At 63.8% G+C, this 22871-nt stretch carries 21 protein-coding genes; 12 read left to right on the top strand and 9 right to left on the bottom strand.

From position 1 onward, the window contains the following. Nucleotides 1–17: 17 nt before the first annotated feature. From D2V07_RS16875 to D2V07_RS16860, 5 genes are all read right to left on the bottom strand, one after another. Nucleotides 18–1415, bottom strand: coding sequence for a circularly permuted type 2 ATP-grasp protein (locus D2V07_RS16875; protein ID WP_407641607.1), 1398 nt, complete (start codon nucleotides 1413–1415; stop codon nucleotides 18–20). Between the two features lie 96 nt (nucleotides 1416–1511). Then, nucleotides 1512–2342: an esterase/lipase family protein gene (locus tag D2V07_RS16870; protein WP_119588080.1), complete on the bottom strand. Its 831-nt coding sequence runs from the start codon at nucleotides 2340–2342 to the stop codon at nucleotides 1512–1514. Further along, nucleotides 2315–2488 (bottom strand): hypothetical protein, encoded by a 174-nt coding sequence (locus D2V07_RS18625; RefSeq protein WP_158586874.1) that lies wholly within the window; start codon nucleotides 2486–2488, stop codon nucleotides 2315–2317. Before D2V07_RS18625 ends, D2V07_RS16870 begins: the two co-directional genes overlap by 28 nt. 23 nt (nucleotides 2489–2511) lie before the next feature. Next, the gene (locus D2V07_RS16865) at nucleotides 2512–3048 is read right to left on the bottom strand and encodes a DUF3617 domain-containing protein (protein ID WP_119588079.1); all 537 of its coding nucleotides are present in this window, start codon (nucleotides 3046–3048) and stop codon (nucleotides 2512–2514) included. Between the two features lie 138 nt (nucleotides 3049–3186). Next, complete coding sequence (locus D2V07_RS16860; protein ID WP_158586873.1) at nucleotides 3187–3741, bottom strand: DUF3617 domain-containing protein; 555 nt, start codon at nucleotides 3739–3741, stop codon at nucleotides 3187–3189. A gap of 154 nt (nucleotides 3742–3895) precedes the next feature. Here D2V07_RS16860 and uvrB point away from each other — a divergent pair, with 154 nt between their 5' ends. Continuing rightward, nucleotides 3896–6085: an excinuclease ABC subunit UvrB gene (gene uvrB, locus D2V07_RS16855; protein WP_119588077.1), complete on the top strand. Its 2190-nt coding sequence runs from the start codon at nucleotides 3896–3898 to the stop codon at nucleotides 6083–6085. Nucleotides 6086–6166: 81 nt separating this feature from the next. Continuing rightward, on the top strand, nucleotides 6167–6751 hold the full coding sequence (locus D2V07_RS16850) for a hypothetical protein (protein ID WP_119588076.1): 585 nt from the start codon (nucleotides 6167–6169) through the stop codon (nucleotides 6749–6751). Here the strand turns inward: D2V07_RS16850 and D2V07_RS16845 are convergent. After that, nucleotides 6748–8772, bottom strand: a complete 2025-nt coding sequence (locus tag D2V07_RS16845) for a protein-disulfide reductase DsbD family protein (RefSeq protein WP_119588075.1) — start codon at nucleotides 8770–8772, stop codon at nucleotides 6748–6750. The two genes, D2V07_RS16850 and D2V07_RS16845, sit on opposite strands and share 4 nt — an antisense overlap. 54 nt (nucleotides 8773–8826) lie before the next feature. On the opposite strand from D2V07_RS16845, the gene D2V07_RS16840 reads away from it, so the two are divergent. After that, nucleotides 8827–10053 carry an FAD-dependent monooxygenase gene (locus D2V07_RS16840; protein ID WP_119588074.1) on the top strand — a complete coding sequence of 409 codons (1227 nt, stop codon included), beginning with the start codon at nucleotides 8827–8829 and terminating at the stop codon, nucleotides 10051–10053. Here D2V07_RS16840 and D2V07_RS16835 read toward each other — a convergent pair. Genes D2V07_RS16835 through hemC form a run of 3 tightly spaced genes read right to left on the bottom strand, consistent with a single transcriptional unit; the run spans nucleotide 10050 to nucleotide 12693 of the window. Then, nucleotides 10050–11024 (bottom strand): MICOS complex subunit MIC60, encoded by a 975-nt coding sequence (locus D2V07_RS16835; protein WP_233548493.1) that lies wholly within the window; start codon nucleotides 11022–11024, stop codon nucleotides 10050–10052. The genes D2V07_RS16840 and D2V07_RS16835 overlap by 4 nt on opposite strands. Before the next feature lie 59 nt (nucleotides 11025–11083). Further along, nucleotides 11084–11752: a uroporphyrinogen-III synthase gene (locus D2V07_RS16830; RefSeq protein ID WP_119588073.1), complete on the bottom strand. Its 669-nt coding sequence runs from the start codon at nucleotides 11750–11752 to the stop codon at nucleotides 11084–11086. Further along, nucleotides 11749–12693: a hydroxymethylbilane synthase gene (gene hemC / locus D2V07_RS16825; RefSeq protein ID WP_119588072.1), complete on the bottom strand. Its 945-nt coding sequence runs from the start codon at nucleotides 12691–12693 to the stop codon at nucleotides 11749–11751. The genes D2V07_RS16830 and hemC overlap by 4 nt, the downstream gene beginning before the upstream one ends. A 44-nt stretch (nucleotides 12694–12737) precedes the next feature. Between hemC and tsaD the strand changes: the two genes are divergently transcribed. The 9 genes from tsaD to D2V07_RS16780 all read left to right on the top strand — a co-directional run bounded on the left by tsaD (nucleotide 12738) and on the right by D2V07_RS16780 (nucleotide 22813). After that, nucleotides 12738–13775, top strand: a complete 1038-nt coding sequence (gene tsaD / locus D2V07_RS16820) for a tRNA (adenosine(37)-N6)-threonylcarbamoyltransferase complex transferase subunit TsaD (protein WP_119588071.1) — start codon at nucleotides 12738–12740, stop codon at nucleotides 13773–13775. Then, nucleotides 13772–14755 (top strand): NAD(P)H-dependent glycerol-3-phosphate dehydrogenase, encoded by a 984-nt coding sequence (locus D2V07_RS16815; protein ID WP_119588070.1) that lies wholly within the window; start codon nucleotides 13772–13774, stop codon nucleotides 14753–14755. Before tsaD ends, D2V07_RS16815 begins: the two co-directional genes overlap by 4 nt. Further along, nucleotides 14752–16329 (top strand): oligosaccharide flippase family protein, encoded by a 1578-nt coding sequence (locus D2V07_RS16810; protein WP_233548492.1) that lies wholly within the window; start codon nucleotides 14752–14754, stop codon nucleotides 16327–16329. Before D2V07_RS16815 ends, D2V07_RS16810 begins: the two co-directional genes overlap by 4 nt. 151 nt (nucleotides 16330–16480) lie before the next feature. Further along, complete coding sequence (locus D2V07_RS16805) at nucleotides 16481–18103, top strand: vWA domain-containing protein (protein ID WP_119588069.1); 1623 nt, start codon at nucleotides 16481–16483, stop codon at nucleotides 18101–18103. A 19-nt stretch (nucleotides 18104–18122) separates the two neighbouring features. Then, the gene (locus tag D2V07_RS16800; RefSeq protein WP_119588068.1) at nucleotides 18123–18863 is read left to right on the top strand and encodes an OmpA family protein; all 741 of its coding nucleotides are present in this window, start codon (nucleotides 18123–18125) and stop codon (nucleotides 18861–18863) included. 178 nt (nucleotides 18864–19041) lie between these two features. After that, a complete protein-coding gene (locus D2V07_RS16795) occupies nucleotides 19042–19731 on the top strand; it encodes a hypothetical protein (RefSeq protein WP_119588067.1) in 690 nt (229 codons plus the stop codon). Between the two features lie 72 nt (nucleotides 19732–19803). Further along, nucleotides 19804–20184 (top strand): response regulator, encoded by a 381-nt coding sequence (locus D2V07_RS16790; protein WP_233548491.1) that lies wholly within the window; start codon nucleotides 19804–19806, stop codon nucleotides 20182–20184. A gap of 64 nt (nucleotides 20185–20248) precedes the next feature. After that, complete coding sequence (locus D2V07_RS16785) at nucleotides 20249–21433, top strand: acyl-CoA dehydrogenase (protein WP_199698824.1); 1185 nt, start codon at nucleotides 20249–20251, stop codon at nucleotides 21431–21433. Between the two features lie 165 nt (nucleotides 21434–21598). Further along, entirely contained in the window at nucleotides 21599–22813 is a 1215-nt protein-coding gene (locus D2V07_RS16780) for an OmpA family protein (RefSeq protein WP_119588066.1), read from the top strand. The last annotated feature ends 58 nt before the right edge of the window (nucleotides 22814–22871 follow it).

Genomic DNA, 22871 nt, shown 5'->3' with positions numbered 1-22871 from the left:
TATTTCTCCGATCCGCATCAGTCTTCCAGCACCCAGCTGTCCTTGGTGCCGCCGCCCTGGCTGGAATTGACCACCAGCGAGCCTTTCTTCAGCGCCACCCGGGTCAGACCTCCGGGCGTGATGGACACGCCTTCGGGCGAACACAGCACAAAGGGGCGCAGGTCGACATGGCGCGGCGCCAGCCCCTTTTTGGTAAATATGGGGCAGGTGGACAGCGCCAGTGTGGGCTGCGCAATGTAATTCTCGGGCCGGTTCTCCAGCTTGTGGCGGAACTCGGCGATTTCCTTTTTCGAGGCGGTGGGGCCGATCAGCATGCCGTATCCGCCCGAACCGTGAACTTCCTTCACCACCAGTTCCGAAAGGTTATCCAGCACGTACTTCAACGCATCGGGATCGGCGCAGCGGAAAGTCTCGACATTGGGCAGCAGCGGCTTCTCGCCGGTATAGAACTCCACAATGTCGGGCATGAAGGAATAGATCGCCTTGTCGTCGGCGACGCCGGTCCCCGGCGCGTTGGCGATGGTGACATTGCCCGAACGGTAGACGTCCATCACCCCGGGTATGCCAAGAACGCTGGTGGGGTTGAATGTCAGCGGATCGAGGAAATCGTCGTCCACGCGGCGATAGATCACGTCAACCGGGCGGAAGCCGACGGTGGTGCGCATGTGCACCTTGCCATCGATCACCCGCAGGTCGCTGCCCTCCACCAGTTCGGCACCCATCTGGTCTGCCAGGAAAGCGTGCTCGTAATAGGCGGAATTGTAGATGCCCGGCGTAAGCACGGCGATGCTGGGGTTGCCTTCGACACATTCGGGCGCGCAGGCGGCGAGGCTTTTCGCCAACTTGCGCGGATAGTCGGAGACGTCGGACACCTTCACCTTGCTGAACAGCTCGGGGAACATGGCCATCATCGTCTCGCGGTTCTCCAGCATGTAGGAGACGCCGCTGGGCGTGCGGGCGTTATCTTCCAGCACCATGAACTCGTCCGGCCCGGTGCGAACCAGGTCGATACCGACGATGTGGGTGTAGACTCCGCCGGGCGGCGTGAAGCCGACCATCTGCGGCAGCCATGCGGCATTGTCGCGGAAAAGCCGCTCGGGCAGGCGACCGCTGCGGATGATTTCCTGCCGGTGATAGAGATCGTGCATGAAGGCATTGAGAGCCCTCACCCGCTGTTCGATACCCTTGGAAAGCCGGCGCCATTCGGCGCCTGTAATAATGCGCGGCACCTGATCGAACGGGATCAGCCGTTCCTCGGCGTCGTCTTCGCCATAAACGTTGAACGTGATGCCGGTCTTGCGGAAAAAGCTTTCCGCCTCGAACGCCTTGCGGCGCATCCAGCCCTCATCCTGCTGCTCCAGCCAGTCGTTGTAGCCCTGATAAGCTTCACGCACGCTGCCATCGGGCATGTGCATCTCATCGAAGTTGTCCGGTTCGGACGCAGTCACGCAGGTCCCCTCGCTAAGCTGGAATCAGCTATTCGCACATGCAGCATGCGCCAGATTGTCTCGTTAATCAAAGCCTGATTCGCGGCTTAGTTCCTCAACAAGGGCAAGGATGACTTCGCGAGAGTCGCAAAACCCCATGTGAGAGCAGCGCAAGGCCACCGCCCGGTCGCGCTCGCCGGGCAGCCCGCAGGCCGCGCGGCGAGAGATCGCCCCGTCGCGCGGAGACCAGAAAGCGACCGTTTCGACCGGCGGCTTTACAGCCAGTTCCGCCTCGATCGGCAGGTCTTCCACCGCATGTCCGGCAGTGAACTGGTAGAGCCGCCACAGATTGTTGGAATAGGGCGTATGGCTGAACGGGGTGCCCATCGTTATCACCTTGGCCACGCAATCGGGATGCACCTTCGCCACTTCGCGCGCGAACACGCCGCCAAGGCTCCAGCCGATCAGCACGACTTTCTGGCCGTAGCGGTCGTGCACCGCGCGCACGCGCTGGGCCAGCAGCTCGAAATTCTCGGGCGTGGGCCCGAAATTGTATCCCAGTCCCCAGCGCTTGGCCTTGTGCCCCGCGCGCTCCAGCTCGCGCGCCATGTAACGCATGGAGCCGGGATGGGCCGCAAAGCCGGGTAGCAGGATGACGATGCGCGGATGGTCTGCCCTTTCGATGGGCAATTCGGGTTTCACCAGGCGCGTAACGGGCGCGATAACCTGCCCCAGCTCTGCCGCGAAAAGTTTCCATGACGGGGTGTGGGCGTTGGTGGGGGCGGAGCCGCGTAGCAGCTGGAAACGATAGCGGGCATTGTCGCGCAGGTTCTTCAGCCGTTGTAACAAGCCGCCACGATCGGGACCGTCGACGGTGTCATGATCGGTTATTGGCCGGTTTCTGCCTGCAGCCATTTCCTGCCTTGCCTGTTGCTGCCGCCGTGCGCGGCATCGGTGCTCTCGCCGATATAGGCAAATATCGTGGCCGTAACAGGGGAAGCCCTGTTACCGACGCAGGCAAGGTCCGGCTGAAGAAGTCGCTGCGCGCCCGTCGCTTTCATGCGCGGGCAAGTGCGCAGCAGGTTCAGCTGCAATCGCCGGTCCGCTCCGTCGTGACGTTCATCACGATGTTGGCATCGCCAATGCCGGGGATCGGCTGGGTAAAGGTCATTTCCAGATCGGAAGAGGTTTCGCCTGCGGTGCCGCTCATGCCGATGCGGCCCTGGGGTCCGTCCTCCGCATCGCAGGTCATCGCGAGATCGAGCGTATCGCCATCGGCGGAAAGGCGCGAAAGGGTGCAGCTGTTGTCCTGCATGGCGGAAATCCACGCTTCGCGATCCATCGCCTCGGTCACGCAGAAGCTCGACTGCTCCTGCGCGCCTTCGCGGAAGGCTGCTTCGAGTGCGTCCATGTCGACGCTGGAGGCACCCGGAACTTCGAACGATACGAGTTCATAACTGGTCGAATATTCGCCGGGCTGCGGCATGACGCCGTTGTCCTCACCCTCGGCCATCACTTCGTCCATCGACAGCGATTCGTCGGACAGTTCCTCGTCCGGATCGTTACCGCAGGCGGCCAGTGCGAATGCAGCTAGCAGCGGCAGGGAGTGGATCAGGCGCATGGTATTCCCCTGTAATTGTTCGGCGGGACAACCCGCATGGCTACAGGCCGGAATACCAAGCACCCGTGCAACTGCCAATCTCGGCAGGGCGCTGACGGGGCCGCCGTCCCATTTCAGGTCAGGCGGCCCAATTTATGCTTAACCGGCGTCGGCCGCGCATTCGCCAACCCGCTCCGACTGAAGGCGCACGACCATGCGCAGGTCGCCCATGTTCGGATCGGTACCGTCGATGGTCATCGTGGCATCCATGCTGGTACTGGTGACCTCGCCTTCGTAGCTCATGGTGCCGACGTTACCTTCCCCGTCATCGCAGTTCATCTTGGCGCTGAACCCGTCGGAGGTCGCGTTGAAGGTCGTCATCTCGCAGGCGTCGTTGTCCTGCCCCATATTGCCCACCATGCTTTCGTAGCCCTCTTCCGCCTGTTCGGCAGTCAGGCACTGGCTTTGCGGTTCGGCGAACATGCGGGTCATGAATTCGCGCATCATGGCCGTTTCCTCTTCGGACATGCCCGGAACGCTCACTTCCACCAGTTCCCCGACGGTGCGGTACTCGCCTGCCTGTGGCTTGGGCAGGTTGGCCATTGCCTCTGCAACGCCTTCCGGATCGTTCGCCGGATCTTCCACGGTGCCGGAATCGCCGCAGGCGGCAAGAGCGAGGCCCGCAAGCAGCGGCAGGGTGTTGATGAAGCGCATGGAAATTCCCTTATCTGGCAGGTTGCGACGGTCGCGACCTGTTGGTTCGAACAACGGGTGTAACGACAAGCACCCCGCCTGCCAACGCATGCGAACACACCGGGTCACTTAAAGCCACGTTGCCAATCCGTTCCCCGTCACCCATATCCCCGCCATGGCCGAACTCGTTATCCGCCGCGGACTGGAAGAACCCGATACCACCGGCGAATTCACCCCGCACAAGCCCGCCCGCCCGGAAAAGGCGGACGAACAGAAACCTTTCAAGCTGGTTTCGGAATACGAACCTGCTGGCGACCAGCCCACGGCGATTGCCGAACTGGTGGCGGCGGCAAAGGATGACGAGCAGACCCAGGTGCTGCTGGGGGTCACCGGTTCGGGCAAGACCTTCACCATGGCAAAGGTGGTGGAGCAGTTGCAGCGCCCGGCCCTGGTGCTGGCCCCAAACAAGATCCTGGCGGCGCAGCTCTACGGCGAGTTCAAGAGCTTCTTCCCGGAAAACGCGGTCGAGTACTTTGTCAGCTACTACGACTATTACCAGCCCGAGGCTTACGTCCCCCGGTCGGACACCTACATCGAGAAGGAAAGCTCGGTGAACGAGGCAATCGACCGGATGCGTCACTCCGCCACGCGCGCCCTGCTGGAGCGGGACGACGTGCTGATCGTCGCCTCTGTCTCCTGCCTCTACGGTATCGGCTCGGTCGAGACCTATTCGGCCATGGTTTTCGACCTGAAAGCAGGCGATACCGTCGATCAGCGCGAGCTCATCCGCAAGCTCGTCGCCCTGCAATACAAGCGTAACGACACCGCCTTTGCCCGCGGCTGTTTCCGCGTGCGCGGCGACAACCTGGAAATCTTTCCCAGCCACCTCGAGGACACGGCATGGCGCATCAGCTTCTTCGGGGACGAGATCGAGGATATCGCCGAATTCGATCCGCTGACAGGCAAGAAAGGCGAGAACCTCGGCAAGGTGCGCGTCTACGCCAACAGCCACTACGTCACCCCCGGCCCGACGATGAAGCAGGCTTCCGCCGCCATCAAGTTCGAGCTCGAGGAGCGGTTGAAGGAACTGCACGAGGAAGGCCGCCTGCTGGAAGCCCAGCGGCTAGAGCAGCGCACGAATTTCGACCTGGAAATGATTGCCGCCACCGGCAGCTGCAACGGCATCGAGAACTACAGCCGCTTCCTGACCGGGCGTCTGCCCGGCGAGCCGCCGCCAACGCTGTTCGAATACCTGCCGGAAAACGCGCTGCTGTTCGTGGACGAAAGCCACCAGACCATCCCCCAGATCGGCGCGATGGCGCGCGGGGACCACCGCCGCAAGCTGACGCTGGCCGAGTACGGCTTCCGCTTGCCGAGCTGCATCGACAACCGTCCGCTGCGCTTCAACGAATGGGATGCCATGCGCCCGCAAACCGTGGCCGTCTCCGCCACGCCGGGCAAGTGGGAGCTGGAGCAGACCGGCGGCGTCTTTGCCGAACAGGTCATCCGGCCCACCGGCCTGATCGACCCGCCGGTGGAGATCAAGCCGGTCGAGGACCAGGTGCAGGATTGCATTGCCGAGGCCAAGGCCGTCGCCGCCAAGGGCTACCGCACGCTGGTCACCACGCTGACCAAGCGCATGGCGGAGGACCTGACCGAGTTCATGCACGAGCAGGGTGTGCGCGTGCGCTACATGCACTCCGACGTGGAGACGCTGGAGCGCATCGAACTCATTCGCGACCTGCGCCTTGGGGTTTACGACGTGCTCATCGGTATCAACCTGCTGCGCGAGGGGCTCGACATTCCCGAATGCGGACTGGTCGCCATTCTGGATGCCGACAAGGAAGGCTTCCTGCGCTCCGAAACCAGCCTGATCCAGACCATCGGCCGCGCCGCGCGTAACGTCGATGGCCGGGTGATCCTCTACGCCGACCGCATCACTGGCTCCATGGAGCGTGCCATGGCGGAAACCGAGCGTCGCCGAGAAAAGCAGCGCGAATACAACGAGGAACACGGCATCACGCCAACCACGATCAAGCGCAACATTCAGGATATCGTGGCCCACACCGCGGCGCAGGATGGGGTCACGGTCGATACCGGCGATGACGAGGTGAACAACCTCGTTGGCCATAACCTGCGCGCCTATATCGAGGACCTGGAAAAGCGGATGCGCAACGCCGCCGCCGATCTCGAGTTCGAAGAAGCCGGACGCCTGCGCGACGAGATCCGCCGCCTCGAGAACGACGAGCTGGGTCTTGGCGAGAGCGAGAAGAAGGCACCTGTCGTGGGTCGCAGCAACGAGGGCAAGCCGGGCACGCGCAAGCTGCGCTATGGCAAGACGCAGCGCAAGTTCGGGAAGAAATAGATTCTTCCAGCTGACCACGATCCCCAGCCGATGGCGTTCTGCGTCTTGCACGACGGGCCGCGTGCAGAGTAGCGCGCTGACATGCGCCTTGTTGCACCCCTTCTGCTCCTTTCGCTCACGCTAACGGCTTGCGACCGTCCGGCTCCACTTCCGCAAGGCAGTGTCCAGCGTGTCGCTCTGGAGGAATCTGGCCAGCGCCAGGCGATGGCCGAAGTCTCTCCCGATACCAGCGAGGCTTCCTGGACTGTCGCGACAGACGGGCAGGCGATAAGGTTCGGCAACAGGGACGAGCCGCCACTGCTCACACTGGCGTGCGATGTCGATGCAACGCCGCCGCAGCTGGTCATCATCCGCCATGCCCGCGCATTCCCCGGTCAGAGCGCGCTGTTTCCCGTTCTGGGCAACGGCATGTCCAGCCGCTTTCTTGTCGATGCGAAGCTGGCCGATGGCGAATGGCACTGGGAGGGGCGTCTCCCCGCCGACGATCCGCAACTGGAAGTCTTCTCCGGCACGCGCGATATCACCGCCACGCTGCCCGGTCGCGGCATGCTGGAAATTGCCGGCGGGCGGATCACCGGTGAGTTCCTGGAATGGTGCCGCGCGGGCGGCAGGCCCGAGCCGGTGGAAAGCGAAACCGCAACCGAGGAACCCGGCGACGAGGCCTAGTCGCGTCCCTCTGCAAGTTCGGCCAGCATCGCTGGCGTCAGCACTTGTGGAAGCTGCTCGCCTTCACCGCCGGCAGGATACCAAATGTAAAGCGGGACGCCCGCCGCTTCCCACTGCTCAAGAAAGCGCGTGATTTCCGGGTTTCGCCGGGTCCAGTCGCCGCGCATGGCGACTACCCCTGCATCCTCGAAAGCGGCGCGGGTGGCTTCGCGCTCGATCGCGACCTGCTCGTTTACCTTGCAGGTCAGGCACCAGTCCGCGGTGAACCAGAGGAATACCGGCTGGCCAGAGGCGCGAGCATCGGCCAGCGCGGCTTCGGAATAGGCAACCGGCTCCAGCACGCTTTCGCTGCTGGCAACTTGCTCCTCCATCCTGAAGGGCAGGGATGCGGCAAAATACAGTGCGGCAAGAACGGCAATCAGCGCGACCAGCCGATTGCCGTTGCGACTGGCGCTCAGGGCCACGACCGGAAGGATGGCAAGCGCCAGTGCGGCGAACGCGAAGCTCGTGCCGCCCAGCCGGAAGGCAAGCCACACCAGCGCAAGCGCGGTAAGACCCATGGGAATCGCCAGCAGCCGCCGGAACGTCTGCATCCACGCACCCGGTCTCGGCAGCATCCGCCGCAACGCCGGAACGAACCCCAGCAGCAGGAATGGCAAGGCAAGGCCAAGTCCAAGCGCGGCGAACAGCAGCAGGGCCTGCGGCGCGGGCAGCAGGAGGGCGGCACCGAGGGCAGCCGCCATGAAGGGGCCGGTACAGGGCGTTGCCACTACGGCGGCAAGCAGGCCTGTGGCAAAGGCACCGCCCTCCCCGCGCGTGCGGATTGGCAGGCTGGGTATTTCGAACAGGCCCATGAAGTTGGCCGTTATCAGCGTTGCCAGCACCAGCAGCGCGGCCACTACCAGCGGTTCCTGCAACTGGAAGGCCCAACCCACCTGCGCGCCCCCGGCACGCAGCACCAGCAACAGGGCGCCCAGCGCGAGACAGGCCATGACCACCCCTGCGGTATAGGCCAGCCCCTCCAGCCGGGCCTGCCGCTCATCCCCTCCCGCACGTGCCAGGGTAAGCGCCTTCAGGCTCAGGATCGGGAAAACACAGGGCATGAGGTTCAGCAGGAGGCCGCCCAGCAAGGCTCCGCCCAGCAGCAACGCCAGCGGCGTTTCCAGGGCGTTTGGCCCGATGCGCGTGCCGCCGTTTGGCACGTCGCCGGGCTCGGCTTCGAACTGCACGCCGCCGCCCGCCCCGTCGAACGCCAGCAAACCGCGCAGCGCCTGCGGTTCCTCGCGAAGACTACCACGCGCGATCTCCGCCACTAGCATGTCGCCATCGCGGCGGAACACCTGCGGCGCGGCATAGTCGATCACATTCTCGGTCTCGATGAACACGTGCGGAGCGGCAAGCTCGAGGCTGGCCGGAAGGGGAATCGCGACCCGCAGGAAGTCTCCCCTGAATTCGAACCGGGCGGCGGAGTCGAGCAGCGGTGGAATGGCAGTACGCCACGCCTCGAACCCTGGGTGCGTGGTGCCGGTCCCTCCCACCTGCACGGTAGTCGTCAGGCTTGCACGCTGGGGAACGCACAGGGTATCGCTGCACGTCAGCCAATCGGCGTAAAGTCCCACTTCGTACGCGCCCGGCGGCGTCCCTTCAGGCACTGTCAAAGGCAGCAACACCGCGTGCTCGCCTTCGAATATGTGGTTCATCAGGCCTTGGGTAACGTAGGTCTGCGGCACTGGGTAAAGCGGCTCGCCCGCCTGCCAGCCCTCGGGCAAGTCCCAATCGATGCACATGCCCTGGCCAGCATCGCCCGGGTTGCTCCAGTATCCGTGCCAGCCTTCGTTCGGCAGGAAGTCCAGCGCAAGCTGCCCGCTTTCGCCTGGCGCGATGGCACCGCCCGCCACCAGACGTGCGCTGCCACGATCCATGAGATCCGGCCCACGTGGGCAATTCTGCGCGGCGGCCGGAATGGCCAGCAGCGCAGCCGCGAGGGCGCAAAGCGTCGCCAGATACCGGAAAAAGGCCATGGAGCGGGATGGCGAGCTTGCCTGCATAGTGCGCGACAACTAGTGACGGTTACCATGAGCGACAAGTTGAATCCAAGGCGCGATCTCCTCATTCTCGGCGGCGGCCTTGTCGGCATGACATTGGCCCTGGCAGCAGCAAAGAAGGGCATGTCCAGCCACGTGGTCGACCGGGCGGACCCGGCCGAACTGACGGCTGAAGGCTTCGACGGTCGCGCCTCGGCCATTTCCACGGCGAGCTGGAACCTGTTCACCAACATCGGCATTGCCGACGCGCTGGAGCCCTTCGGTTGCCCGATCTCTTCCATCGCCGTCACCGACGGGATGAAGCCGGGCCGCATCGATTTCCAGCCCGAGGCGCACGAGGGCACGTTGGGCCGCATGTTCCCCAATCGCCAGCTGCGCCTGTCACTGTTCCAGGCGGCTAAGGACGAGCCGCTGATTACCTGGCATTCCAAGGCCAACGTGGTGGATCGCCAGCGCGGCGAACACGGCGTTTCAGCCACGTTGGAAGACGGGACAGTGCTGGAAGGCAGCCTAATGTGCGGCGTGGAAGGGCGCGGCTCGCCCACCCGTGAAGAGGCTGGCTTCACCATGGCGCAGTGGGACTATCGCCACCGCGCCATCATCGCGGGCCTGACTCACGAAAAGCCGCACGAAGGAGTGGCATGGGAAGTCTTCTATCCCGACGGCCCCTTCGCTCTGCTGCCCCTGCTCGACGACGATCGGGGTCGTCACCGCTCCGCGCTGGTGTGGACGGTGGACGAAAAAGATGCAGCCGGCGTTCTCGCCTTGGGTGAACGTGCCTTCGCGCACGAAATCGCCAAGCGCATGCACGGTATATTCGGGGATATCACTGTCGAGGGGCAGCGATCCTCCTATCCGCTGGGTTTCCAGCATACGGCCAGGATCATCGACCACCGGCTGGCGCTGGTAGGCGACGCCGCTCACGGCATGCACCCTATCGCCGGACAGGGCCTGAACCTGGGCCTGCGCGATGTCGGCGCACTGGTCGACGTACTGGCGGAAGGTATGCGGCTGGGTCTGGAGCCAGGCGATGCCCAGATGCTGGCGAAGTACGAAAAATGGCGGGCAATGGATTCGCTGATGGTGATGGGCGCGACCGACACGCTTACCCGGCTGTTCGGCGTGCCGGGCAAGCTGGCGAGCGCGGTTCGCCGCTTCGGCATGGCCGGCGTTCAGCGTACTCCGGTGCTGAAAAACTGGTTCATGGACGAGGCCCGCGGCATGAGCGGCGACTTGCCCGAACTGCTCAAGGGCTAGTCCACGCCCTGCCGGCCGGGCAGTGCGGGACTGAGCTGCTGCACCTGCTCACCCTCACTGGTGCGAAGGCCGCGCGGATCGAGCACGGCTGCGGTTTCCAGCGTTTCCAGCGCGCGCTGGGCGGCGGCGAAGCGCTCTGCATCGTCGATCCAGGTCTCGGCCTCGGCTGCATTGGGCAGGCCGCGCACCTCTTGCACGGCCGCCTCGATCCGTCCGCTGTCGAGGAACAGGCGTGCGCGCTCCAGCCGCCGTTCCGACACGGGCGACGGGGTATCTTCGCGCCGGACGACGAATAGCGATGACAGTTCGCGACCCAGGCGCGTGAACACGCCCTCGTCTGCAGGCGCTTCGGTCAGGACCGGGGCCAGCCCTTCCAGGCGCGCCACCAGTCTGTCCAGCGTAACCGGATCCTGTGCGGCATCTATTACCGTTTGCACTGCATTGGGGCGCGCTTCGCCAAAGCGGAGGCGCAACTGGTCCGCAAGATAGCCAAGCGGGGCACCGCGTTCGATGGCGCGCCGGCTGGCAAAGGCGATCAGCAACCCTTCCGCCCGCGCCGCATTGCCGGCAGCTGCCTGGGATTGCATGTCGAGACGTGTCAGCCTCTGCTCCATCGCGGCGACGCGGCTATCCAGACCGCCTTGCTGCTCCACCACCTGTTCGACCCGCTGCACCGCCTCGCGCGCATCCTCAGCGACAGCAGCGGCGCTGGCCGAGGAACTCGGGGTGGGTTCGGGAGAGATCACCTCCTGCGCAGCCAGCGTGGCAGTATCCTGCGGAACGGGCTCGGTCGCGCTCTCCTCGCTGCGGACGCTGAACAGACCGCCAAGGCCCAGATCGCCATCGCGGACGAACCAAGCCGTGAGGAAAATGCCAAGCAGGAATGCAAGCGCCAGCCCAACGAGGGCGGGACGCAGGGGGATGCTGCGCCGCTGCGCCTGTGCGCCGGGAAAATCGTAACTCTGGTCCATAATGTCCTTCGGCGTCCCGTCGCAGGCTTCGCACGGCCTGCCTTCTCGGGGATGTTGCCTTAATGGCACATGTCGCGTGCCAAGGCCAACAGCGCGTGGTCATCGGGTTGTGGAGCGGATTGGCAAGCCTGCCATCCGTCGCCGGCTGCTGCCGCGACGCGTGCGCCGATGCAGGCCAGCCGGATGGCGCCGCGGTCAAACCCGAGGCGATCGATTTCGCCGCGGAAATGCCTTGCTGCGGCGGCGCTGTGCAGGAGTATGCAGGACTGCCCGGTGCGCAGTCCGATCTGCGCGCTGCCTGTGATAGGCAGGGCGCGCACTTCGTAAACATCGCGGGCTGTTATGGTGTGGTGACCAGGGGTGAGCGGGACCTTTTCCACGCCGCCAAGGCGCAGGTACCGCGTAGGCACCTCGTTATCGTCGAGCACGTTTTGCAACCCACCTTCACCGGTTCGATCCACGTCGAACCCGGCCTCCCGCGCTGCTTCTGCCGTCACTTTGCCCACGGCATGAACAGGCAGTTCGCGATATTTATCCAGCGCGACCCCACCATGGCGCACCGCGTTCGCACTGCCCAGCAGCAGGGCATCGAAACCACCTGGCTCAGGGGGTTTCCAAGCAAGTGGCATCACCTCGAACAGCGGCATGCCGATGGCGGCAAGGCCCATCTCGCGCGCCAATTGCAAGGTCGCCTGCAATCCGGGTTCGGGCCGGATTACGAAAATCATTGAGAGTCCGTGCCCGGGGCACCATCGAAGACCGCCGTGATGCCCGATGTTGCCTTGCCCAGCAGTTCGGCGGCCAGACGGGCGGGAATATCCGTGTCGCCAGCGTCGAAGGTAGCCTGCGCTTCGACCCGCTCCTGTCCCGCAGGACTGAACAGCGCAGCGCGCATGTCCAGCTTGCCATCGCTGTAGGTGCAACGGACGGCGACCGGGGAATGGCAATTGCCGCCCAGCGCCAGCAACAGGGCGCGCTCTGCCATCACTTCGGCATGGCTGGGCGCATGATCGAGGACTGACAGCAGCTCGCGCGCCCGCTCATCTTCTGCGCGGCATTCGACGGCGATGGCGCCCTGCGCCGCGGCGGGCAGCCAGTCTTCCGGATCCAGCGGTACGCCGATGTCGTCCTGCCCCAGCCGGGAGAGTCCCGCAGCGGCAAGGAACGTCGCATCGGCTTCCCCTGCTTCGAGCTTCACCAGGCGGGTGGCAACGTTGCCGCGAAAGGTGCTGACGCGGCAATCGGGGCGGTTGTAAAGCGCCTGGGCCGCGCGGCGCGGAGCACTGGTGCCGATCACTGCGCCTTTTGGCAGGTCCGCCAGGCTAGCAGCGCCAACCAGCCGGTCCCGCTTGTCTGCGCGCGGCAGGATGGCGATGAGGGCAAAAGCATCTGGGCGGATCGTTTCCACGTCCTTCAGCGAATGAACCGAGGCATCGATTTCCCCGCTCGCCAGCCAGACATCCAGTTCCTTGGTCCAAAGTGCCTTGCCACCGATGTCTGCCAGCGGTCGGTCCTGAATCTTGTCCCCGCTGGCCTCCACCGGCACGAGTTCGACGGCGTTGCCGTCCCAGCCGTGGGCCGCACACAGCCGCGCCCGTGCTTCTTCCGCCTGCGCCAATGCCAGCGGCGAGCGCCGCGTTCCGAGCCTGAGGAGTGGTTGCTGTGTCATCCGTTTGCTTGCCCTAGCGGCACGAAAGTCTAAGGGGAAGCGGGATGACACTGGTTCTGGGCATTGAAAGCAGTTGCGACGAGACCGCAGCGGCGCTGGTGACAAGCGATCGCAGGATTCTTGCGCAGGCCATCGCCAGTCAGGAGGAAGAGCATTCGCCCTATGGCGGGGTGGTGCCGGAGATCGCCGCCCGCGCCCATGCAGAGCGGCTTGCCCCCCTGATCGACAAGGTCCTGAAAGAGGCTGGCAAGACGCTGGCCGACTGCGATGCCATCGCCGCCACGGCCGGTCCGGGCCTGATCGGCGGCGTGATGGTGGGACTGGTGACGGCCAAGGCACTGGCCATGGCAAGCGACAAGCCCCTGATGGCGATCAACCATCTGGAAGGCCATGCACTATCTCCGCGCCTTGCCGATAGCGACTTGCGTTTTCCTTATGCGCTGTTGCTGGTCAGCGGCGGCCACTGCCAGATCCTGCGCGTGCAAGGCGTTGGGAATTACCAGCGGATTGCCACCACCATCGACGACGCTTTGGGAGAGGCGTTCGACAAGACCGCCAAGATCCTGGGCCTCGGCTATCCCGGCGGACCTGCGGTAGAGAAACTGGCACGCGAAGGCGATGCCCAGGCAGTCCCGCTTCCGCGCCCGCTCGTCCACAGCAAGGAGCCGCATTTCAGCTTCGCCGGACTGAAAAGTGCCGTCTTGCGCGCCCACGACTGCGGAGAGCATTCGGATGCCGACATCGCCGCCAGCTTCCAGCAGGCCGCACTCGACTGCATCCTCGATCGCACGCGGCGGGCGCTTTCCGGCATGGATGCAGTTTCGGCTCTCGTCTGTGCGGGAGGGGTTGCGGCGAACCAGACCATTCGTGCAGGCCTCGAGGGCCTTGCCGCCGAATTCGATTTGCCGTTCACCGCACCGCCCCTCCCGCTGTGCACGGATAATGCCGCGATGATAGCCTGGGCGGGGCTGGAGCGGCTGAACGCAGGCTTTGCAGCCGATCCGCTCGAATTGAAAGCACGGCCACGCTGGCCACTTGATCCCGATGCAGAACCCGCAAGAGGCGCAGGAGTAAAGGCATGATTGGCGTAGTAGGGGCAGGCGCATGGGGCACGGCATTGGCGCAGATGCTGGCGAGCGACGGGCGCGAGGTGCTGCTGTGGGCGCTGGAAGACGGTCTTGCCGATGCCATCAACACCACCCGCAGCAACGGCCTCTATCTGCCATCAGCCGATCTTGCCCCCTCTATCCGCGCAACGGGAGACATTGCCGACGTGGCGACGTGCGACATCCTGCTGATGGTCACCCCGGCGCAGCATCTTGGCAACGTTCTCTCCACGATGCGGGCATATCCCCGCGATCTGGTGCTATGTTCCAAGGGTATCGAACAGAGCACCGGGCGCATGATGAACGATGTCGCGCGCGAGATTGCTCCCGGCGCCCAGATCGCCGTGCTGTCCGGACCCACCTTTGCGCATGAAGTCGCCGCCGGGCTGCCTGCCGCGGTCACACTGGCCTGCGGCGGGGGTGAGGCCCAGTGGGAGCGGCTGGCGCCCGAGATCGCGCGCCCGAACTTCCGCCCCTATTACTCCGACGATGTCATCGGCGCGGAAACCGGCGGCGCGGTGAAGAACGTGCTCGCCATCGCATGCGGCGTGGTGGACGGGCTGGGGCTTGGCCAAAATGCGCGCAATGCCCTGATCACGCGCGGTTTTGCCGAAATGCTGCGCTTTGGCGTGGCACTGGGCGGCAAGCCCGAGACTTTGAATGGACTTTGCGGTCTGGGTGACCTGGTGCTGACTTGCTCCTCCACCTCCAGCCGCAATTTCTCCCTCGGCAAGGCACTGGGCGAAGGCATGAGCGCGGCGGAGGCCCTGGCCGACAGGCGCACGGTGGCAGAGGGCGCGCACACGGCCCCCGTATTGCGCGAACTTGCCAATAGGCACGGCCTTTCCATGCCGATTACCGAGGCCGTCAACGCGTTGCTGGAAGGGCAACGCGCTCCGGACGTGGTGCGCGAGTTGCTTGCCCGCCCGCTGAAGGCCGAGGGGCACGAGGGTTGAGCACGTCCAAGGCGAAAGTCGAAGCTGCCGAGGAGCCCGGCGGCGACATCGCTGCGCTGGCAAAGGGCGGGCGTACCAATTTCTTCGGGTTCGTGCTGCGCCTGCTGGCGCGCCTGCCCTTTCTGTTCATCGCCGGCCAGCTTTACGGTGCAGAAGCGCTCGGCATCTATGCCTATGCCCTGCTTGTGGTGGAACTTACCGCGCTGGTATGTTCCATCGGCGAGAAACGCGGCCTGGCCCAGCGCCTGCGCGATAGCGAGGAGGAAAGCGAGGCAACCGAAACCGGACTCATCGCCGATTCCATGCTAGTGGCGCTCATATTCTCCGGCATCATGGCTGCGGTATTCTTTGTCTGGCCAACGCCGCTGTTTCCCAATGGCATGTCGAACGATCTGGACCGCTGGATCGTGCTGGCGATACCCGGCTACGCCCTGACCGAGATCGTGCTCGCCGCGCAGGCGTACAAGTACGACATCGGCACGACAGTGCGCGCCCGCGCCGTGGTGGAGCCGTGGACGATCTCTATCCTAGCTGGCGCGTTCTGGTTCGTGCCCGCGATCGGGGACGCTGGCCTGGCGCTTGCCTACCTCGCGTCGATCTTTGCAGGGCTGGCGACGGCCATGGTGCCGTTCCTGCGCACCTACGGCCTTCCAAAGGGCTGGTCGCCCCACCCTGCCCGCCTGATCCCGATGGTAGCGCGCGCCATGCCGCTGGCGGTTACCGACGCCATCGAATGGGGCACACGCAGGGTCGATCTGCTGATCCTCGGCTGGTTTGCTGGTCCGGTGGCGCTGGGCATTTACTGGATGGCCCAGCAGGTCGCCAGCCTGCCGCAAAAGCTGAAGACAAGCTTCGAACCCATTCTGGGCCCCGTCATCACCGCTAAACTTAAAGTGAAGGATTATGCCGCCATAGCGCGGCAGGTTTGTCAGGTCGGTTTCTGGATCGTGGCGGCTCAGGCAGGCATTGCGCTCGCCCTCGGCATACCGGGCGAGGCGCTGATGGGCCTGATGGGCGATGCGGGCGAGTTCGTACCTGGCACGGCCGCCCTGGCATTCCTGCTGGCTGCAGAAGTGGTGGCTGCCACAGCCGTCGTTTCGGAAGCGGCGCTGATCTACGTCGCGCGCGTGCGCAATCTGTGGGTCTCCATCGGCACGATCGCGCTGCAGGCGCTGCTGACCGTCGCCGCCATGTTGGTAGTCGAGACCCTGACCTTCTCCAGCCCCGAACGTGCCGACATCTACCGGGCCGCTGCCGCGGCTGGCGCATTGATGGTGTCGCTGGGCGTCGCCTCTATCGTGAAGGCAGTGATGCTTGGCAAGATCCTGGGTCACTCGATCAACAACTGGCGCTGGGCACTGGTGTGGGCGGCTGCTGCCGCCGTGCTGGTGGGCCAGGTTGCCATTCTGCTGCCCGAGTGGGCGGAACTGGCATTCGGCATCCCGGCGATCCTCGGGGTCTACGGCTTCATTATCTGGACCCGCGGCTTTGGACCTGAAGACCGGGTCTTGTTCAGCAATAAACCGAAGCCTGCAGACGATATCCAGCCCTCCACAGACCGGCCTCCGATCTAACCTTTGTTCTACCTGAGCACCAATATTTGACTGGTGGGGCAGAATAAGGCACTTCTGCCTTATTATCGCCGCAATTCAGCCACTATTAATGTTGTAACATCACCTTTAGGGCGCCGGCCATCTTCGGTCGGCGTCAAAAAGGGGAGACGTTATGACCAACAAGGCTCGTATTTCCGGTATGGCTGGAGCCCTCACGGCTACGGCCATGGTGATGGCTCTGGTGGCCTGCGCGCAAAACGAGAACGCTCAGAAGACAGAGCACATGAGCACCTACGATGTGCAGGAACCCTTTATGGCCGAGCGTGCAATGCCGGAGGCCGAGTACTCCATGGCCCCGCCCCCTGCGATCTCGTACTACGCCCCCGCAAACGCGGAGCGTTATGATGGCGAGGCCATCGGCTCGGTAAAGCTGGTGGCTGCCGAACCGGTATCCACATTTTCCGTGGACGTTGATACGGGCGCCTATGCCAATGTACGCCGCTTCCTCTCGCAGGGGCAAATGCCTCCGCAGGCGGCAGTGCGCACAGAGGAACTGATCAACTACTTCCGCTACGACTACCCTGTTCCTCAAAGCCGCGAACAGCCGTTTTCCGTCACCACCGACATGGCGATAACGCCCTGGAATCCTGACACCCGCATCCTGCGTGTGGGTCTGCGAGGCTACGACCTGCCCCGCGCCCAGCGTCCGGCTGCCAACCTCGTCTTCCTGCTCGACGTTTCGGGATCGATGTCCGACGCCGACAAGTTGCCGCTGGTGAAGACCGCGATGCGCCAGCTTGCGGGCGAACTCGGCAGGCAGGACCGCGTCTCCATCGTCGTCTATGCAGGTGCCACCGGCGTCGTGCTGGAACCCACCAACAACGAACGCGCCATTCGTCGCGCGCTGGACCGGCTGGAAGCAGGCGGGTCGACTGCAGGGGCTGCCGGCCTGCGCCTTGCCTACGACATGGCGCGCAAGGGCTTCATCGAAGGCGGCGTGAACCGCGTCATCCTGGCGACCGACGGCGATTTCAATGTCGGCATCTCCGATCAGGACAGCCTCGTCCAGATGATCGAGGACCAGCGCGACAGCGGCATCACCCTGACCACGCTGGGCTTCGGCCGAGGCAATTACAACGAGGCGATGATGGAGCAGATCGCCGATCACGGAAACGGCAACTACGCCTACATCGACAGCGCGATGGAGGCTCGCAAGGTGCTGTCGGACGAGATGCAGTCCACCCTATTCACCATCGCGCAAGACGTGAAGATCCAAGTGGAATTCAATCCAGAGCATGTCTCGCAATATCGCCTGATCGGTTACGAGAACCGCATTCTAAACGAAGAGGATTTCAACAACGACACGGTGGATGCCGGCGACATCGGCGCCGGACATCAAGTGACGGCGCTCTATGAGATCGTGCCAGCAGGAGGGGATGGCTGGATCAACCCGCGCCGATACGAAGGCAACCAGGCCAGCGTCATGCGCGAAGGCGGCTCCGGGGACGAGGTTGCCTTCGTGCAGCTTCGCTACAAGTTGCCGGGGCAGGATCGCTCGCGCCTGATTCAGCGGCCGGTTTCAACACGCATGCTTGCCAGCGCCCGCCCGGCGCGCGGCGACATGGCCTTCGTGGCAGCGGTCGCGGCGTACGGACAGAACCTTCGCGAAGACAGCCTGCTAAACGGGTTCGGTTTCGAAGACAGCGTTGCGCTGGCGGGGCGACAGAATGGCTACTGGCGCGAGGAATTTCTGCAACTTGCTGGTTTGGCACAGACACTCGACGCGCGGCGCTAACTCGCGCTAAGGCTTGCGCATGGAATTCCTGCGCAAGCCTTATACCGCCATCATCGCGGGCCTCCTGGTCTGCGTCATACTTGCCGTCGTTGTCGGCAGCGCCAATGCGCCGGGGATCGTGGCGAAAATTTCCGCTCCTGCTTCGGCCGCAATCGAGGAAGCGGGCGGCGGCGAGCAGGTGACAGCGCACTTCGAGACACCCAATGGCTTTCCCAGCCGTCACGTCGTGCTGACCGGGGCGGAAACGCTCGACGAATCCACTCGCAACCGCATCGCCCATTCGGTGGCCGCTCTGCCCGGCGTCGGCGGGATCAGCTGGAGCGACGGGGACATGATGGTGGAGCAGCATTACAGCCCGCTCCATTGCCAGGAAGACGTGCAGGCGCTTTTGCGCGCGCGGACCATCCGTTTCGAGGAAGGATCGGCCCAGATCGATGTCGCCAGCAGATCGCTGATCGATGAAGTGGCAAGCGCCCTGCGGCCCTGCATCGGCGCGGTGATCGAGGTGAGCGGCCATACCGATCGCTCAGGCCCGGAGGATGTCAACGTCAGCCTGTCCACAGAGCGTGCCGACGCGGTCAAGCAGGCGCTGGTGCACAGCGGCATCCCGGCTGACGCCCTGCTGGTATCCGGTGAGGGTTCCGCCCACCCGGTGGAGGGTCTGGAACCTACCGACCCCGCCAACCGTCGTATCGAATTCGCAGTCGTCTCAACCCAGCCTCTGTTGCCCACCCCAGTCGACACACCGGGTCCGCGCTAGGCTGTTACAAGAAGGGCGCGAACCCGCGATTTGCCCGAATCGCGAGTCCTGCCGCAAAAGGAATGTTATGCCGATCTGGATGGAAGTGCTGGTGCTGATGCTGTTCGCCTATGCGGTCGGCCTGGGCCTCGGCTGGGTCGTCTGGGGCCGGGACACGTGATCAAACGGAGAGTTATGAATGGCTGAATTGTTGCAGGCAAACTGGATCCTGCTCGTCATAGCATTGGTGATCGGACTGCTGGTCGCCTGGTGGATTTTCGTCGCGTCCCGCCGCACCAAGGTCAATGTCGAGGAGAAGGTAGAGAGCGACAGCAAGGGCGCCAAGCGCAACCAGGCCTTGATCGATGCGCCGCCCGCCGCGCGCAGGGATGAGGGCCCGCCACCCCCAACGGCTACGCCCGCTGCAAGTGACCTGGAAGACGTAGAAGCTGCTCGCAGCGCAGCGTCCCCCGGGCCGACGTCCGCCGCTGCCAATTCCGATACCACGGCCGCTGCAGCGCTTGGCACCGATGCCGAGACGGGTGACGGCGTGCCAGCCCGCGAAGCGATGAAGGCATCCCCTGCACTGTCCCCCGACGCTGCGTCATCGCCTGCACCCGCTCCAACTGCCGCGTCCGAAACGTCGGCCGGTGACGATTTGCGGCGGATCAAGGGCGTTGGTCCCAAGCTCGTCACGATCCTGAACGAGCAGGGTGTAACCAGCTTCGCTCAAATCGCCGGGTGGAGCGATTCCGATATCGATCGCATTGATGCGAAACTCGGTCGTTTTCAGGGCCGTATCCGCCGTGACAACTGGGTAGAGCAGGCTCGGCTTCTGCAAGCAGGAGACATCGGCGCCTACGAAGCGAAGTTCGGCAACACGAACTGATCGGGAACCCTCCGCGCGCTGCCGCGTAATTTGAAAGCTGCGCTGCATTCCTGCGCAGGGAAAGGTGTGTTCATGGCGAGCCAGTTAGCGAACGAACAGCCCACCGTGCTGGTTGTAGAGGACGAGGTGATTATCGCGCTCGATCTGTCGGAAACTGTGCGCGACATGGGTTTTCGCGTTGAAGGGCCTTACGCCAACAACGGCCACGCCTTCATCGCCATCGACCAGGAAATGCCGGACTTCGCCATCCTCGATGTCCGGACCGCCGATGGCGAGGTATTTCCCCTGGCCGATGCACTGACAGAGGCCGGCGTACCGATCATCTTTCATTCCGGCCACATCACCGACCATGAGATTGCAGAGCGCTATCCCAACGCTCAGACAGCAGCGAAGCCCTGCCCGCCGAGCAAGCTGATGCAGATGATCGCGGAAGCCAACAAGAGAGCACATTAGTCGCGCCGCTCCTTGCTCCGCCCCGCTGGAATAACTAGGGCGGTTACAAAGGAGACTGTTTTTCATGGCCGACATGGTGCCTTTCGACTGGGCTGACCCCTTCAACATTGACGATCAGCTGAGCGAGGACGAGCGCATGGTGCGCGATGCCGCGCATGGTTTCGCGCAGAACACGTTGCAGACGCGCGTGATAGAGGATTTTGCCAGCGAGGCCGATGCCAGCGAGCTTTTCCCGATGATGGGACAGGCCGGTGTGCTGGGCGTTACCATTCCCGAGGAATTCGGCGGGGCCGGTGCCAGCTACGTGGCTTACGGACTGGTCGCGCGCGAAATCGAGCGGGTGGACAGCGGCTATCGCTCGATGGCCAGCGTCCAGTCCTCGCTCGTCATGTATCCCATCCACGCTTACGGCTCGCCCGAACAGCATGCGAAATACCTGCCCGGCCTTGCGTCGGGCGAATTGATCGGGTGTTTCGGCCTGACCGAGCCCGATGCCGGGTCCGATCCTGCCGGAATGCGGACCTACGCCAAGAAGGATGGTGACGGCTATTCGCTTTCCGGCGCGAAGACGTGGATTTCGAATTCGCCGTTTGCCGATGTCTTCGTGGTCTGGGCCAAGAGCGAGGCGCATGGCGACAAGGTGCGCGGTTTCGTGCTGGAAAAGGGAATGAAGGGTCTGGAAGCGCCCAAGATCCAGGGCAAGCTCAGCCTGCGCGCCAGCACAACCGGCATGATCCAGATGGACGAAGTCAAGCTTCCTGCCGAGGCGCTGCTGCCCAATGTAGAAGGTATCAAGGGTCCGTTCGGCTGCCTGAACCGTGCGCGGTACGGCATTTCCTGGGGCGCCATGGGAGCGGCGGAGTTCTGCTATCACGCAGCGCGCCAGTATGGCCTCGACCGGCACCAGTTCGGCGTGCCGCTCGCTTCCAAGCAGCTTTACCAGCTCAAACTTGCCGACATGGCGACGGAGATTTCGCTGGGGTTGCAGGGTTCGTTGCGCGTCGGTCGCCTGATGGACGAGGGCAAGTTCGCGCCGGAGATGATTTCCATCGTGAAGCGCAACAACGTCGGCAAGGCGCTGAATATCGCCCGCGCGGCCCGCGACATGCACGGCGGCAACGGGATTTCGGAAGAATACCAGGTCATGCGCCACATGCTGAACCTGGAAACGGTGAACACTTACGAAGGCACGCATGACGTTCATGCGCTCATTTTGGGGCGCGCCATCACGGGTCTTTCCGCTTTCTAGGGACGCGCCGTCGCACACCTTGAAACTTCCGCATCGCGAATGTGGATTTTGCGCAACACTTTTAGTGTGTTTTAGGGATTTGTTCCCAAGGCCGGAACAATGGTGTAATCGCGTGATTGAGCAAGGGATGCGGGAGCATTCCCGTTGGTCGTAATGAGGACAACTATGAAGAAGCTATTGATCAGCGCCTCGATGGTAGCACTTGCCGTTCCGGCAACTGCCCAGGCACAGGCTTATATCGGTGTCAGCGGTGGTGTAGTCACCAACGAAAACGCTGAGAATTCGGGCACGTTTGACACGGACCTGGACCCTATTGGCACCGTTCCGGGTATTCCGGCCGGCACCAACTACGAATTCGAAACCAACGTTGATGTGGGTTGGACTGCCGGTGCGCAGCTCGGCTACGCGTTCGACAATGGTTTCCGCCTCGAACTCGACGGCAACTACCAGAGCATGGACATCGATTATCACCGCGGCCTGACCATCGGTGGCTCGAACATCGATGGCCGCGACGTCGGCCGGTTTGTCCTGCGTGACGAGCCCACCGGCCAGTCGGTTGGTTCCTTCCTCGCAGACGGCCGCGGCGACGTGGAAACCTATGGTGTGTTCCTGAACGCGCTGTACGACTTCCAGCTCGGCCCGGTTGAGCCCTACCTCGGCGTTGGTGCCGGTGTGTACGTGGTCGACCTCGACTACGCGCCCAGCGGCGTGGACATTGTGCACGATGCGGACACGACCTTCGCATACCAGGGCATCGTCGGTATCTCCGGCAACCTGTCGCGCAACACCCAGCTGTTCGCCGAATACAAGTATCGTCGCATGTTCGACGAGCCGACCTTCAACACCACGTCGGTTCTGCCGGCGTCGCTGATGACGGATTTCGCGCAGCACAGCGGCACCATGGGCCTGCGGTTCATGTTCGGTGGCGATGAGATGGCTCCGCCGCCTCCTCCGCCCCCGCCGCCGCCTCCGCCGCCGCCTCCTCCGCCCCCGCCGCCCCCGCCGCCGCCTCCTCCGGCAGCTGCAGTGTGTGAGCAGGGCCCCTACATCGTGTTCTTCGATTGGGATGAGTCGACCATCACTCCGGAAGCGGCCACCGTGCTCAACTCCGCCATCACCGCTTACGGCGATTGTGGCACCGCAGCCATCATGCTGGCAGGTCACACCGATACCTCGGGTACCGCGACCTACAACATGGGCCTGGCAGAGCGTCGCAACGCTTCGGTCCGTCAGTACCTGACGGGTCGCGGCATCCCCGGCGGCCGCATCTCCAGCGAAGCCTTCGGCGAGAACGACCTGCGCGTTCCCACCGCCGACGGTGTGCGCGAGCTGCAGAACCGCCGCGTGGAAATCACTTACGGTCCGGGTTCGGGCATGTAAGTCCACGACGGACACAATAACGAAAAGGGCCGGGAGCAATCCCGGCCCTTTTTGTTTG

Source organism: Aurantiacibacter zhengii (assembly GCF_003584125.1).
GTDB classification, from domain to species: domain Bacteria; phylum Pseudomonadota; class Alphaproteobacteria; order Sphingomonadales; family Sphingomonadaceae; genus Alteraurantiacibacter; species Alteraurantiacibacter zhengii.
Note: the sequence above shows the minus strand (reverse complement) of the source record. Positions and strands in the feature narration are given on the sequence as shown.

What these genes read in the sequence shown, in the direction of transcription:
- D2V07_RS16875 (WP_407641607.1), bottom strand. Translation starts at nt 1,415, where the DNA reads ATGCACATGCCCGATGGCAGCGTGCGTGAAGCTTATCAGGGCTACAAC.
- D2V07_RS16870 (WP_119588080.1), bottom strand. Translation starts at nt 2,342, where the DNA reads ATGGCTGCAGGCAGAAACCGGCCAATAACCGATCATGACACCGTCGAC.
- D2V07_RS18625 (WP_158586874.1), bottom strand. Translation starts at nt 2,488, where the DNA reads ATGAAAGCGACGGGCGCGCAGCGACTTCTTCAGCCGGACCTTGCCTGC.
- D2V07_RS16865 (WP_119588079.1), bottom strand. Translation starts at nt 3,048, where the DNA reads ATGCGCCTGATCCACTCCCTGCCGCTGCTAGCTGCATTCGCACTGGCC.
- D2V07_RS16860 (WP_158586873.1), bottom strand. Translation starts at nt 3,741, where the DNA reads ATGCGCTTCATCAACACCCTGCCGCTGCTTGCGGGCCTCGCTCTTGCC.
- uvrB (WP_119588077.1), top strand. Translation starts at nt 3,896, where the DNA reads ATGGCCGAACTCGTTATCCGCCGCGGACTGGAAGAACCCGATACCACC.
- D2V07_RS16850 (WP_119588076.1), top strand. Translation starts at nt 6,167, where the DNA reads ATGCGCCTTGTTGCACCCCTTCTGCTCCTTTCGCTCACGCTAACGGCT.
- D2V07_RS16845 (WP_119588075.1), bottom strand. Translation starts at nt 8,772, where the DNA reads ATGGCCTTTTTCCGGTATCTGGCGACGCTTTGCGCCCTCGCGGCTGCG.
- D2V07_RS16840 (WP_119588074.1), top strand. Translation starts at nt 8,827, where the DNA reads ATGAGCGACAAGTTGAATCCAAGGCGCGATCTCCTCATTCTCGGCGGC.
- D2V07_RS16835 (WP_233548493.1), bottom strand. Translation starts at nt 11,024, where the DNA reads ATGGACCAGAGTTACGATTTTCCCGGCGCACAGGCGCAGCGGCGCAGC.
- D2V07_RS16830 (WP_119588073.1), bottom strand. Translation starts at nt 11,752, where the DNA reads ATGATTTTCGTAATCCGGCCCGAACCCGGATTGCAGGCGACCTTGCAA.
- hemC (WP_119588072.1), bottom strand. Translation starts at nt 12,693, where the DNA reads ATGACACAGCAACCACTCCTCAGGCTCGGAACGCGGCGCTCGCCGCTG.
- tsaD (WP_119588071.1), top strand. Translation starts at nt 12,738, where the DNA reads ATGACACTGGTTCTGGGCATTGAAAGCAGTTGCGACGAGACCGCAGCG.
- D2V07_RS16815 (WP_119588070.1), top strand. Translation starts at nt 13,772, where the DNA reads ATGATTGGCGTAGTAGGGGCAGGCGCATGGGGCACGGCATTGGCGCAG.
- D2V07_RS16805 (WP_119588069.1), top strand. Translation starts at nt 16,481, where the DNA reads ATGACCAACAAGGCTCGTATTTCCGGTATGGCTGGAGCCCTCACGGCT.
- D2V07_RS16800 (WP_119588068.1), top strand. Translation starts at nt 18,123, where the DNA reads ATGGAATTCCTGCGCAAGCCTTATACCGCCATCATCGCGGGCCTCCTG.
- D2V07_RS16795 (WP_119588067.1), top strand. Translation starts at nt 19,042, where the DNA reads ATGGCTGAATTGTTGCAGGCAAACTGGATCCTGCTCGTCATAGCATTG.
- D2V07_RS16790 (WP_233548491.1), top strand. Translation starts at nt 19,804, where the DNA reads ATGGCGAGCCAGTTAGCGAACGAACAGCCCACCGTGCTGGTTGTAGAG.
- D2V07_RS16785 (WP_199698824.1), top strand. Translation starts at nt 20,249, where the DNA reads ATGGCCGACATGGTGCCTTTCGACTGGGCTGACCCCTTCAACATTGAC.
- D2V07_RS16780 (WP_119588066.1), top strand. Translation starts at nt 21,599, where the DNA reads ATGAAGAAGCTATTGATCAGCGCCTCGATGGTAGCACTTGCCGTTCCG.